The sequence below is a fragment of the Kitasatospora sp. NPDC059408 genome (genome assembly GCF_042751525.1).
In the GTDB taxonomy this organism is placed as follows: domain Bacteria; phylum Actinomycetota; class Actinomycetes; order Streptomycetales; family Streptomycetaceae; genus Kitasatospora.
Genome location: NZ_JBHYWI010000080.1, coordinates 1 through 11,780 on the forward strand (window position 1 = coordinate 1; position 11,780 = coordinate 11,780).

16 protein-coding genes are annotated in these 11,780 nt (G+C 73.6%); 11 read left to right on the forward strand and 5 right to left on the reverse strand.

From position 1 onward, the window contains the following. Positions 1-130 precede the first annotated feature (130 nt). From ACFXDE_RS35615 to ACFXDE_RS35635, 5 genes are all read left to right on the forward strand, one after another. Positions 131-856 carry a DUF2993 domain-containing protein gene (locus tag ACFXDE_RS35615; protein ID WP_380498584.1) on the forward strand — a complete coding sequence of 242 codons (726 nt, stop codon included), beginning with the start codon at positions 131-133 and terminating at the stop codon, positions 854-856. 227 nt (positions 857-1,083) lie between these two features. Continuing rightward, positions 1,084-1,164, forward strand: a complete 81-nt coding sequence (locus ACFXDE_RS35620; protein WP_350517234.1) for an Ms5788A family Cys-rich leader peptide — start codon at positions 1,084-1,086, stop codon at positions 1,162-1,164. A gap of 232 nt (positions 1,165-1,396) precedes the next feature. Further along, positions 1,397-2,233 carry a sulfurtransferase gene (locus tag ACFXDE_RS35625; RefSeq protein ID WP_380498585.1) on the forward strand — a complete coding sequence of 279 codons (837 nt, stop codon included), beginning with the start codon at positions 1,397-1,399 and terminating at the stop codon, positions 2,231-2,233. A gap of 37 nt (positions 2,234-2,270) precedes the next feature. Beyond that, positions 2,271-2,561, forward strand: coding sequence for a DUF1416 domain-containing protein (locus tag ACFXDE_RS35630; protein ID WP_030059605.1), 291 nt, complete (start codon positions 2,271-2,273; stop codon positions 2,559-2,561). 80 nt (positions 2,562-2,641) lie between these two features. Further along, positions 2,642-2,917, forward strand: a complete 276-nt coding sequence (locus tag ACFXDE_RS35635; protein WP_380498586.1) for a DUF3099 domain-containing protein — start codon at positions 2,642-2,644, stop codon at positions 2,915-2,917. 13 nt (positions 2,918-2,930) lie between these two features. Here the strand turns inward: ACFXDE_RS35635 and ACFXDE_RS35640 are convergent, their stop codons facing one another. Further along, a complete protein-coding gene (locus tag ACFXDE_RS35640; RefSeq protein WP_329932323.1) occupies positions 2,931-3,293 on the reverse strand; it encodes a DsrE family protein in 363 nt (120 codons plus the stop codon). A 370-nt stretch (positions 3,294-3,663) separates the two neighbouring features. Here ACFXDE_RS35640 and ACFXDE_RS35645 point away from each other — a divergent pair, with 370 nt between their 5' ends. From ACFXDE_RS35645 to ACFXDE_RS35655, 3 genes are all read left to right on the forward strand, one after another. Further along, positions 3,664-4,248, forward strand: a complete 585-nt coding sequence (locus ACFXDE_RS35645) for an FABP family protein (protein WP_380441145.1) — start codon at positions 3,664-3,666, stop codon at positions 4,246-4,248. A gap of 124 nt (positions 4,249-4,372) precedes the next feature. Then, a complete protein-coding gene (locus ACFXDE_RS35650; protein ID WP_380441143.1) occupies positions 4,373-4,837 on the forward strand; it encodes a Fur family transcriptional regulator in 465 nt (154 codons plus the stop codon). Positions 4,838-4,856: 19 nt separating this feature from the next. Continuing rightward, the gene (locus tag ACFXDE_RS35655) at positions 4,857-5,819 is read left to right on the forward strand and encodes a YgfZ/GcvT domain-containing protein (protein WP_380498607.1); all 963 of its coding nucleotides are present in this window, start codon (positions 4,857-4,859) and stop codon (positions 5,817-5,819) included. Positions 5,820-5,843: 24 nt separating this feature from the next. Here the strand turns inward: ACFXDE_RS35655 and dtd are convergent, their stop codons facing one another. Next, positions 5,844-6,284 carry a D-aminoacyl-tRNA deacylase gene (gene dtd / locus ACFXDE_RS35660; protein WP_380498587.1) on the reverse strand — a complete coding sequence of 147 codons (441 nt, stop codon included), beginning with the start codon at positions 6,282-6,284 and terminating at the stop codon, positions 5,844-5,846. A 481-nt stretch (positions 6,285-6,765) separates the two neighbouring features. On the opposite strand from dtd, the gene ACFXDE_RS35665 reads away from it, so the two are divergent. The 3 genes from ACFXDE_RS35665 (at position 6,766) to ACFXDE_RS35675 (ending at position 8,739) form a co-directional block, all read left to right on the forward strand. Continuing rightward, positions 6,766-7,344, forward strand: a complete 579-nt coding sequence (locus ACFXDE_RS35665) for an ABC transporter substrate-binding protein (protein ID WP_380498588.1) — start codon at positions 6,766-6,768, stop codon at positions 7,342-7,344. Between the two features lie 71 nt (positions 7,345-7,415). Then, complete coding sequence (locus ACFXDE_RS35670) at positions 7,416-8,375, forward strand: asparaginase (protein WP_380498589.1); 960 nt, start codon at positions 7,416-7,418, stop codon at positions 8,373-8,375. 154 nt (positions 8,376-8,529) lie between these two features. Continuing rightward, entirely contained in the window at positions 8,530-8,739 is a 210-nt protein-coding gene (locus ACFXDE_RS35675; protein ID WP_380441135.1) for a dodecin, read from the forward strand. A 3-nt stretch (positions 8,740-8,742) separates the two neighbouring features. Here the strand turns inward: ACFXDE_RS35675 and ACFXDE_RS35680 are convergent, their stop codons facing one another. Genes ACFXDE_RS35680 through ACFXDE_RS35690 form a run of 3 tightly spaced genes read right to left on the reverse strand, consistent with a single transcriptional unit; the run spans position 8,743 to position 11,653 of the window. Beyond that, the gene (locus ACFXDE_RS35680; protein WP_380498590.1) at positions 8,743-9,558 is read right to left on the reverse strand and encodes a heme ABC transporter ATP-binding protein; all 816 of its coding nucleotides are present in this window, start codon (positions 9,556-9,558) and stop codon (positions 8,743-8,745) included. Then, complete coding sequence (locus ACFXDE_RS35685; protein ID WP_380498591.1) at positions 9,555-10,640, reverse strand: FecCD family ABC transporter permease; 1,086 nt, start codon at positions 10,638-10,640, stop codon at positions 9,555-9,557. Before ACFXDE_RS35685 ends, ACFXDE_RS35680 begins: the two co-directional genes overlap by 4 nt. Beyond that, positions 10,637-11,653: a hemin ABC transporter substrate-binding protein gene (locus tag ACFXDE_RS35690; protein ID WP_380498592.1), complete on the reverse strand. Its 1,017-nt coding sequence runs from the start codon at positions 11,651-11,653 to the stop codon at positions 10,637-10,639. The genes ACFXDE_RS35685 and ACFXDE_RS35690 overlap by 4 nt, the downstream gene beginning before the upstream one ends. Between the last annotated feature and the right edge of the window lie 127 nt (positions 11,654-11,780).

Consider the following 11,780-nt stretch of genomic DNA (forward strand, 5'->3'; position numbering starts at 1 on the left):
ACGACCGTACGACGGCCGCCCCCGCACCCGGGTTCGGGGGCCGGACGTCGTACGGTCGTGCGGAGGCCCCGTTGCGGGCCGCCGCCGTGAGGCGGCGAACGACGGCGACCGGCGACGACGGGGGAGTGCGATGCGCGGATGGCTGAAGGCGACGATAGGCCTGGTGGTGCTCTCCGGGCTGCTGCTGGGCGCCGACCGGATCGCGGTCGGGGTGGCCGAGGACGAGGCCGCCGACCGGATGGTGAGCAGCGGCCGGATGAGCCAGCGCCCGGACGTCTCGATCGGGGGCTTCCCGTTCCTCACCCAGGTGCTGTCCAAGAAGCTGGACGACGTCCGCATCTCGGCCGACAACCTGATGATCAACGACGGCGGCCACCAGGTGGCGCTGCACGGGTTCAAGGCCCGGCTGTCGGGCGTCCGGGTGAGTGACAGCCTGAACTCCGCGACCGTGGACAGCGGCACCGGCAGCGGTCTGATCACCTACGCGGACCTCGCCCAGCTGCTGCCGCCGGCCGCCCAGCTGATGCCTGGCGGCGGCAAGCTCCCGGTGGGCTCGAACACCCGGCTGAGCCTGTCCTACGGCGGTCCCGGCAAGGTCAAGGCGTCGCTCGGCCCGCTGCCGGTGGGCACCGGCTCGGTGCACAGCGAGGGGAACACCGTCACCGCGGACGGCTTCCAGCTCAGCGGGCTGGCCGGGATGTTCGCCGGGGCGAGCGGCCAGAAGATCGACCCGGTGAGCTTCACCCTCGACTCGCTGCCGGCCGGGCTGAAGCTGGCCGACAAGGACGGCGTGACGCCGACCGAGGACGGCCTGCAGCTGAACTTCGACGGTCGGGGCGTCAAGCTCCTCGGCTGACCACTCACCCGATCGGCCGACCCGGTCGGCTTCGTTCCGCTCCGCGAGACGCGCTGTCCAGCGCCGACCGCGGAGCGGTGTCGTTTCCGGCCCCGGAGGGCCGCCGTGACGCCGCTGCCCGCTGCCCGGCGGGCTGTGAAGGGTCAAATCTCGGCATTTGGTCGATCTGGTCTCGGCATCCGATACGCTGATGACAGCGGGCCGTCGGTGTCCCTAGCATCGTCGACATGAAGCGACAGACGGATCTCACGAAGCGGCGGGCGGTCGACCTGTGCCGCGTGGCCGCCTGTCTGTGTCGAATGCGCTAACTCGGCATCCCGGCAGGGCAGTTGCTGCCCGCCGCCGATCCTCCGGCGATTCCGTCCGGCCACTTCGGCCGACCTCCGCCGACGCACACCGCGATTCCCCGCCCGGCCGTCCCGGACACCCTCCTCCGTCCCATCATTCGGACGGACTTTCGGACCGGAGCAGGCCGAGCGTCCCGCAGCACCCCGCTGAGCAGCACCTTCCGCCAACCGCCCCCGGATGGAGAACACCACCATGAGCCGCAGCGACGTCCTGGTCGACGCCGACTGGGTCCAGGCCCGCCTGGACGACCCGAAGGTCGTCATCGTCGAGGTCGACGAGGACACCTCCGCGTACGACAAGAACCACATCCGCAACGCCGTCCGGATCGACTGGAAGAAGGACCTCCAGGACCCGGTCCGCCGCGACTTCATCGACCAGGCCGGCTTCGAGGCGCTGCTCAGCGCCAAGGGCATCGCCAACGACGACACCGTCGTCCTGTACGGCGGCAACAACAACTGGTTCGCCTCGTACGCCTACTGGTACTTCAAGCTGTACGGCCACGGCGACGTCCGCCTGCTGGACGGCGGCCGCAAGAAGTGGGAGCTGGACTCCCGCGACCTCGTCTCCGAGGTGCCGGCCCGCGCCGCGACCGAGTACACGGCGCAGGCCGCCGACTCGTCGATCCGCGCCTTCCGCGACGACGTGATCGCCGCCATCGGCACCCTCAACCTGGTAGACGTGCGCTCGCCCGACGAGTTCTCCGGCAAGCTGCTCGCCCCGGCCCACCTCCCGCAGGAGCAGTCGCAGCGCCCCGGTCACGTGCCGAGCGCCCGCAACATCCCGTGGGCCAAGAACGCCAACGACGACGGCACCTTCAAGAGCGACGACGAGCTCAAGGCCCTGTACGAGGCCGAGGGCATCGACCTGGCGAAGGACACCATCGCCTACTGCCGCATCGGCGAGCGCTCCGCGCTCACCTGGTTCGTCCTGCACGAGCTGCTCGGCCAGGAGAACGTGAAGAACTACGACGGCTCGTGGACCGAGTACGGCAGCCTCGTCGGCGTGCCGATCGAGCTCGGCAGCAACTGAGCCCCCGGCTCGACCCGTAAGTCAGAAGGAGACAGACATGTGCGGTGCGAAGGCCGGCGGCCCGGACCTGGCAGGAGTTGACGTGGCGAACGAGACGATCATCCAGGGTTCGGTGACCCGCGACGGTGAGCCGGTCAACGGCTACGTCCGGCTGCTGGACGAGGGCGGAGAGTTCACGGCCGAGGTGCCCACCTCGGCGACCGGCCAGTTCCGGTTCTTCGCCCGCCCGGGCAAGTGGACCCTGCGCGCGCTGGTGCCGGGGCAGACCGTGGACCGTCAGGTGGTGGCCTCCCAGGGCACCGCCGTCGAGGTCGCGATCGCGGTCTGATTCCCGCCCCGCGGAAGGCGGCGGAAGGCGAAACGACGAGGGCCCTGCCACGGCGGGGCCCTCGGTCGTACCGTGGAGACGTGCAGGCAAGCCGGCGGCGCCGCTACTACTTCGCCATGATGGGCGGGTGCCTCGGCATGTTCGTCCTGGCCTGGGGCGTGGTGCGGTTCTTCTCGGTGCCCGCAGCGATCGCGCTGTGCGTGGTCGCGGCGGTCATCCCGCCGGCCGCGGCGGTGTTCGCCAACAAGCGCGACCCCGACGACGACTGGTGGAACGACCCCCGCTGGGACGACCCGAAGTGGGACGAGCCCGGCCACGACCGGGACCACCCCGACCACGAGCGGCGGGACTCCTAGCCCCGCTGCCCGGCTAGTACACGAGCGCCTGCACGCCGTCGCTCATGATCTCGCTGACGAAGACCTGCGCGCCCGCGATCCGGACGCCGTCGACGGTGTCCTTCTGCTCGATCCCGCGGCGCACCGCGCACTGGGTGCACAGCGTCACCGTGCCGCCCGCCATGATCGACTCCAGCAGGTCGGGCAGCGGCGCCGAGTGCGGCAGCTCGAACTCCGCCGCCCGCCCCGGCAGGGCGAACCAGGAGGACTCCCCGGTCAGCCAGAGCGAGACCTCGATGCCGCTGGCGACGGCCACGGCCGCCACCGTGAACGCCTGCGAGCACCGCTCCGGGGCGTCGGAGCCGGCAGTGACCTTGATGACGAGCTTCTTCGACATGGCGCCACCTTAGAGCGCCCGGAACGTCCGGTTCCCGGAATCCCCGGATCGCGCGGGGAAACCTTCGGCGGCGCGCGGAAGTCGCCGCGCGGAGGGCGCCGGCGCGGCGGCGGAAACGCGACGTGGTGGGGCTCACCGCGACCGGCCGATACCCGGCGGATAGAGTGAGCGCCAGCAAAATCCACCACACTGTCGCCGCCTGGGAGCCCCCCGTGTCCGGTCTGGAAATGTTCTTCGACGGTCTGCTGGCCCTCATGGCCGTGCTGATCACCTGGTTCGCCATCTTCTCGGTGATGAAGCTGTACCAGGGCCAGCGCTGAGCCTGCCGTACGGTTGAAGCAGCCCCACACCGACGACAGCGACCAGGAACATGATCGAGATCCCCTCTGACCTCCACAAGGACGTCGTCCCGCTCGCCTTCCTCCTCGGCACCTGGGAGGGCGCGGGAGTCTATGACTTCCCGGGCACGGAGAAGTGCAACTTCGGCCAGGAGATCGTGATCCGGCACGACGGCCGCCCCTTCCTGGAGTTCCGCTCCCGCACCTGGGTGCTGAACGAGGAGGGCGAGAAGGTCCGCCCGCTGGAGAACGAGCACGCGTTCTGGCGCATCACCAGCAACCACGACGGCACCTCGGGTGCGCGCGGGATCGAGATCTCCTCCGTCCGTGACGACGGCACCGTCGAGATCTGGTACGGCGAGCTGGCCGACGGCAAGCCGCAGGTCGACGTCTCGACCGACGCGGTCGCCCGGATCGAGGGCTCCCCGGAGTACTCGGGCGGCAAGCGGCTCTACGGCTTCGTCAACGGCGAGCTGCTCTGGGTCGGCGAGAAGGCCGCCCCGAGCGTGCCGCTGCGGCCGTACATGTCCGCGCAGCTCAAGAAGGTGCTCAGCCCGGCGCAGCTGATCAAGGACATCAACGACCTGCCGGACGACGGCATCGCCTTCTTCAAGTAGGCCTCCAGCAGGCCTCCGGCAGGCACCGCGCGGGTGGTCACCACCCGCGCACGACGTAGGGACCGGCCCGCGGCCGGTCCCTACACTTGTTCCAAGGACCCCCGACCGTGGCAGGGACAGCATCGTGGCGGACACCGGCACCACCGACTGGCAGCTCTCCGGAGACTGGAAGGCCGACCTGCGGGAACGCGGCTACCGGCTGACGCCCCAGCGCCAGCTCGTCCTGGAGGCCGTCGACACGCTCGACCACGCCACCCCGGACGAGATCCTGAGCCACGTGCGGCGGACCGCGAGCGGCATCAACATCTCCACCATCTACCGGACGCTGGAGCTGCTGGAGGAGCTCGGCCTGGTCTCGCACGCCCACCTGGGCCACGGCGCCCCGACGTACCACCTGGCCGGGCGCCACCACCACCTGCACCTGGTCTGCCGGGACTGCGACGAGGTCACCGAGACGGACACCGAGATCGCCGAGCCGCTGATCGAGAGCCTGCGCGCGCGCCACGGGTTCGACACCGACCTCAAGCACTTCGCCATCTTCGGGCGCTGCGCCGACTGCACCGCCAAGCTCGCGGACGGCCAGTCGTAAGCTGACCGGTATGACCGGTGTGAAGAGCCCGCTGCTTGCCCTGTCCGGAGCCGTCCCCGCCGAGGGGGCCGACGAGGGCGTCGCCGCCCACTACGGCGACATCTTCCGGGAGCAACGCCACCTCGCGCAGGGCGACGGCTTCGTGGACCTCTCGCACCGCGGCGTGGTCACCGTCACCGGCGCGGACCGGCTGTCCTGGCTGCACCTGCTGCTCACCCAGCACGTCAGCGCGCTGCCGCCGCAGGAGGCCACCGAGGCGCTGGTGCTCTCCCCGAACGGGCACGTCGAGCACGCGCTCTACCTCGTCGACGACGGCACCACCACGTGGGCGCACGTCGAGCCGGGCACCCAGGGCGACTTGGTGGCCTACCTGGAGAGCATGAAGTTCTTCTACCGGGTCGAGGTCGCCGACGCGACCGCCGACTACGCGGTCGTGCACCTGCCGGCGGGTTCCGGCAGCTCCGTCGAGGGGGCCGCCGCCGTGCGTGAACTCCCTTACGGGCGCGATCTGTTCGTGCCGCGCGCCGAGCTGGAGAAGCTCACCGCCGGGTACGGGCCCGCGGCCGGCGTGTGGGCGTACGAGGCGCTGCGGATCGAGGGCCACCGGCCGCGGCTCGGCTTCGAGACCGACCACCGGACCATCCCGCACGAGGTGGACTGGCTGCGCACCGCCGTCCACCTGCAGAAGGGCTGCTACCGCGGGCAGGAGACCGTCGCCCGGGTGCACAACCTGGGCCGCCCGCCGCGCCGGCTGGTCTTCCTGCACCTGGACGGCACCGAGGAGACGCTGCCCCCGCACGGCACCGAGGTGCGGCTCGCGTCCGACCCGGACGGGCGGGCGCTCGGCTTCGTCACGTCCTCGGCGCGCCACCACGAGCTGGGGCCGATCGCGCTGGCGATCGTCAAGCGGAACGCCCCGGTGGACGCGGTGCTGCTGGCCGGGACGGTGCCGGGCACGCAGGACGTGATCGTCCCGCAGTAGCCCCCCGGGCCGCCGTGGCCGGGCTCAGACCTCGACGATGACGGTGAACGGGCCGTCGTTCACCAGCGCCACCTGCATGTCGGCGCCGAACCGGCCCGTCTCCACCTTGGCGCCGAGCGCCCGCAGCTGGGCGACGACCTCGTCCACCAGCGGCTCGGCGACCGGGCCGGGGGCGGCGGCGTTCCAGGTGGGGCGGCGGCCCTTGCGGGCGTCGCCGTAGAGGGTGAACTGGCTGATCACCAGGAGCGGGGCGGCGAGGTCGGAGCAGGACTGCTCGACGCCGTCCCCGTCGGCCGGCAGCAGGCGCAGCGTCCACAGCTTGCGGGCCAGCTGGGCGGCCTTGGCGGGTGTGTCGTCGTGGGTGACGCCGACCAGGACGCAGAGCCCGGGCCCCTCGATCGCGCCGACGGTCTCTCCGGCCACCGTCACCCTGGCTTCGCTCACCCGTTGCACCACTGCTCGCATGCGGCCATTGTGCCGGAGCCGAACGGGGTCACCCAGGAGGGGGATCCGTACGCACCGGGGGAGGCGTGTGATGTGGTGGCGCGCGCCGGGTTGCGCACGCCTGCGCTGGGTCGGGCGCCGTTCTTCCTGGGCAAAGGCCTCGTCATATCAGCCACCCCCGTTCGCCAGGGGGCCGTTCGGGTGCACGGGCGGTGCGCGCGCGCCGGGCGGGGTGGCACGCTGGGGCACCGTACATACGGCCCGGGGCGCCAGGAGGTCCGCCGCCCCGGGTCCGGGTTCGGCCGGGCGGTCGAGCCGGTAGGTCAGGCGTTCTGGCGGTGTCGCCCCGGCGGGTGGTGTCCGCCGGGGACCGGAACCTTTCGGGGGTGTCCGGGCGTGCCAACGGACGGGACGCGCACGGTCCGTCGGGGGACGGGCCGGACGGCGGCAGGGACGGGGTGCCGCGAGCGGGCGGGAACGGACGACGGCAGGTGGTTGGGTGATGGACGCGAGCAGCGCGCAGGACCGGTCCGGGCGGGCGACCGGGGACGACGAGCCCGACCTGGAGCGGCTGGGCCTGGACCAGCTGCGGATCCTGCGCCGGGAGACCCTGGAACAGGAGGCCGACCTCTCCTACCTGCGGCGGCTGCTGCACGGCCGGATGGACATCCTGCGCGCCGAGCTGGACCGCCGCCCGGGCGGCCGCTCGCGCGCGGCGGGGGCGGGCGGCACCGAGGGGCCGTCCGGCGACCTGCTGGACCGGTTGCCGGCCATCCTCACCGACGCGCCCTCCACCGTGCGGCGCTCGGCCCGGCACGTCACGCTCGGGCCGCCGCGGGGCCACGAGTCGCAGCTGGAGGCGGACGCGCTGATGGGCGACGTCCAGCTCGCCGACCTCGCCGCGCACCCGGCCGCGGAACTGCTCGCCGCGCTGGACCGGCTGCGGGCGCACGAGCGGGAGGTCTCCGGACGGCGGCAGCGGCTGCTGCGCACCGCGGACGGTTGCAACGCCGAGATCACCCGCAGGTACCGTGATGGGGAAGCACGGGTCGACGACCTGCTCGCGGGCGGCCCCCTCTGACCGGGTGAGGCACCATGGGCGGGTGGGGCCCGGCTCGCCCCCGGTCCACCCCTGCCCCGGAAGGCTCCGCCATGCCCCAGTCCGCCACCCCGACCGTTCTCGCCGAGGTCATACGCTCGGGCTTCACCGAGGGGCGGCACCACGGCTCGCTGGTGCTGCTCGCCGCCGACGGCTCGGTCGAGTTCGCGCTCGGCGACCCCGGCGCGCCGGTCTTCCCCCGGTCGACCGCCAAGCCGTTCCAGGCGGTGGCCACGCTGCGGGCCGGGCTGGAGATCGAGGGCGAGCTGCTGGCGCTGGCGGCCTCCAGCCACTCTGGAGAAACGTTTCACCGCGCTGGTGTCCGGACCATCCTGGCCTCCGCCGGACTGGACGAGTCCGCCCTGCGCACCCCGGCCGACCTGCCGCTCGACGAGACCGAGGCCGAGCTGCTGCTGCGCTCCGGCGGCGAGCGCGCCCCGATCCTGATGGACTGCTCCGGCAAGCACGCCGGCTGGCTGGCCGCGTGCGTCGCCAACGGCTGGGACACCGAGGGCTACCTCGACCCGGCCCACCCGATCCAGCTGCTGGCCCGCGAGGCCCTGGAGGAGGCCACCGGCGAGGGCGTCGCCCACGCCGGCGTGGACGGCTGCGGGGCGCCCCTGCTGGCCGTCTCGCTGACCGGCCTGGCCCGCGGCTACCGGGCGTTCGTGCTCGCCGCCGAGGGCACCGCGCAGCGCCGCGTCGCCGACGCGATGCGCGCCCACCCCGAGTACGTGGCCGGCACCCGCCGGGCCGACACCTGGCTGATGCGGGCCCTCCCGGGCGCGCTGTCCAAGATGGGCGCCGAGGCCGTCCAGGTGGTGGCGCTGCCGGACGGACGGGCCCTCGCCTTCAAGATCGACGACGGCGCCGAGCGGGCCCGCGGGCCGGTCCTGGCGGCGGCGCTGCGCCGGCTCGGGGTGACGGGCGCCGACGAGACCGTCGAGCGCATCGGCGCGGCCCCGCTGCTCGGCGGCGGCGTGCCCGTCGGGCAGGTACGGGCGGCGTTCTAGGCGGTCCATGCGTTCCAGGCGCTCCAGGCGTTCCGGGTGTTCCAGGCATTCCGGCGCAGCGGTTCCGACGCTCGTGGCGGCGGTCGGCGTGCGGGCGGGGCGGGGGCGGTGCACGGTGGACCGGGGGCCGTCGCACAGCTGAGGGAGCCGAGCCATGACCGAACACGTGTACCGGGTGACCGAGATCGTCGGATCCTCGACCGAGAGCGTCGACGCCGCCATCCGCAACGGCGTGGAGCGGGCCTCCCGGACGCTGCGCAACCTCGACTGGTTCGAGGTGACGCAGGTCCGGGGGCATCTGGAGGAGGGACGGGTCAAGCACTTCCAGGTCGGGATGAAGATCGGCTTCCGCCTGGAGGACTGACCGCTACCGCTCGGGCAGGACCAGCGGCACGCCCGTGCGCGGGTGCGCCAGCACCTCCACGGGGTGCCCGTACACCTCGCTGAGCAGCGGCGCGCGCAGCACCTCGGCGACCGGTCCGTCGGCGACCGTCGCGCCGCCGGTCAGCAGCACCACGCGGTCCGCGTAGGCCGCTGCCAGCGAGAGGTCGTGCAGGACGACGACCACGCCGTCCCCGGCGGCGGCGCGCGCCCGGGCGACCCGCAGCACGAGTTCCTGGTGGCGCAGGTCGAGGGCGGCCGTCGGCTCGTCCAGGAGCAGCAGCGGCGTGCGCTGGGCGAGCACCCGGGCGAGCGCCACCCGGGCCCGTTCGCCGCCGGAGAGGGCGGTGAACGGGCGCTCGGCGAACGCGGCGGACTCGGTGGCCGCCATGGCCTCGGCGACCACCGCCTCGTCCTCGGCGGCGGCCGCCGTCCCGGCCCACGGCGCGCGGCCCATCCGGACCACCTCGCCGGACCGGAACGGGAAGGACAGCGCCGCCGCCTGGGGCAGCAGCGCGCGGCGCCGGGCGAGTTCGGCGGCGCCGTAACCGCCGAGGGCGCGGCCGTGGAGGAGGACCTCGCCGCCGTCCGGCACGACGTCCCCGGCGAGGACGGACAGCAGCGTCGACTTGCCGGCTCCGTTCGGGCCGAGCAGCGCGACCACCTCGCCGGCGGCCACCCGGACCGACGCGCCGGCCAGCAGCCCGCGCCCGCCGAGGGTCAGCCGGACGTCCTCGGCCGCCAGCAGCTCGGTGCCGGGGAGCGGTCGTGCGGGCACCTCGCGGTTCGTCCGCAGTCTCATGCCCAGCCTCCCTGCTTGGTGCGGGTCCGGCGCAGCAGCCAGAAGAAGAACGGGCTGCCGATCAGCGCGGTGAGCACGCCGAGCGGCAGTTCGGCCGGCTCGGCGAGGGTGCGCGCGGCGAGGTCCGCGACGACCAGCACCAGTGCGCCGCCGAGCGCGGAGGCGGGCAGCAGGAACCGGTGGCCCGGCCCGGCGACCATCCGCAGCAGGTGCGGGACGACCAGTCCGACGAAGCCGATGATGCCGCTGACCGCGACGGCCGCGGCGGTGAGCAGCGCCACGACGGTGATCAGCACGAGCCGCATCCGCTCGACGTCCACCCCGAGGTGACGGGCCGGGCGCTCGCCGAGGGCGAGCAGGTCCAGCCGGCGCGCGTACAGCGGGGCGACGGCCAGGCCGGCGACGGCGAACGGCAGGACGGCGAGCACTTTGCCCCACGTGGCCTGCGAGAGCGAGCCGAGCTGCCAGAAGGTGACCTGGCTGATCGCGGCGGAGTCGGCGGCGAACAGGAACAGGCCGATCAGCGCGCCGCAGAAGGCGTTCACCGCGACGCCGGTGAGGATCAGCGTCACCACCTCGGTGCGCCCGCCGCTGCGGGCCAGCGCGTACACCGCGAGGACCGTCAGCAGACCGCTCGCGAAGGCGAACGCGGTGACCGTCCAGGTGCCGAGGGCGTCCAGGCCGAGCACGATGCAGGCCACCGCGCCGACCGCGCCGCCGGAGGAGACGCCGATCACGGCGGGCTCGGCGAGCGGGTTGCCGAACACGCCCTGCATCAGCGCGCCGGCGCAGCCCAGTGAGCCGCCGACCAGCAGGGCGAGCACGACGCGGGGCAGCCGGACGTTCCACAGCACCGACTCGGGGACGCGGTCGAGGGCGTGGCCACCGAGGCCGGTGCGGTGGGCGGCGGAGGCGAGGATGTCGCCGAGCGGGATGCGGTAGGCGCCGGTCCCGGCCGCGAGCAGGGCGCACAGCACGAGCGCGGCGGCGAGCGCGGCGGTGACGAGCGTGGCGTGGCTGCGCGGGCGGGGGAGCGCGGCGGTCTTCCCGGGTGCGGCCTTCTCCCGGACGGCGGTGCTCACTTGGCGTCCGCCGGATAGAGCTGGGCGGCGATCTCGCGCAGCACCTGCGGGGTGCGCGGGCCGTAGCTGAGCAGCTGTCCGTCCTCGACGGAGACGATCCGGCGGTCGAGCCCGGCCGGGGTCTGGGCGACGCCGGGCAGCTTGAGCAGGCCGTCGACGCCGCCGACGGAGTCCAGGCCCTTGCTCATCACCAGGATCGCGTCCGGCGCGGCCTTGACCAGGGCCTCGCTGGTGAGCGGGGTGAAGTCGCCGGTGAGCCCGGCGGCCTTGCCCGCGTCCTCGCCGCCGACGGCCTCGATCAGGGAGGTGGCGCCGGAGGCCGGGCCGCCGAGCAGGTAGACGGACGCGCTGCCGCGCAGGTAGAGGAAGGCGACCCTGGGGTGCCGGTCGGTGGCCGGGAGCGCGGCCTTGGCCTCGGCGGTCCGCTGCTCGGTGCGCTCCTTCAACTGCCGTCCGGCGTCCGGGACGCCGAGCGCGGAGGCGACGGTGTCGATGCGCGGGCCGACGTCGGCGAGCTGCTTGGCGTCGTCCAGGACGACGAGCGGGACGCCGGCCGCGCGGATCTGCGCGACGGCCTCGGCCGGGCCGGTCGAGCGGTCGGCGAGGACGACGGTGGGGTGCAGCGACAGCACGCCCTCGGCGGAGACGTCGTGGGCCTGGGTGATCACCGGCAGCGCGGCGGCCTGCCGGAACGTCGTGGAGACGTCCCGGGCGACGACCCTGGGCCCGAGGCCGAGGCTGAAGACGAGCTCGGCGAGGCTGCCGTTGAGCGGGATGATCCGGTCGGCGCTGGTGACGGTCACCTGGCGGCCGTCGGCGGACGCCACGGCGGCCGGGAGCCGCGGGGCGGGCTCGCCGGGCAGCGGTTCGACGGCGTCGGGGGCGCGGGTGGCGGCGCTGCCGGCCGTGCCCGCGCCGGAGCCGCAGGCGGTGAGCGCGAGCAGCAGGCCGAGGACGAGCGCCAGGAGGACGGGCCCGCGGGCGGTCCGGGATCGGATCGTACGGCTGCTCAACGTGCTTCCCTTCGCTGGGAGTTGCCGCCCGTTCCGGTCCGGTGGGGTGGGGTGGGCGGCGGGACTCTTGACTCTTATATTAGGTTAGCCTTACCTGAGTTTCGCAAGGGGGTCGGCACTGCGCCGC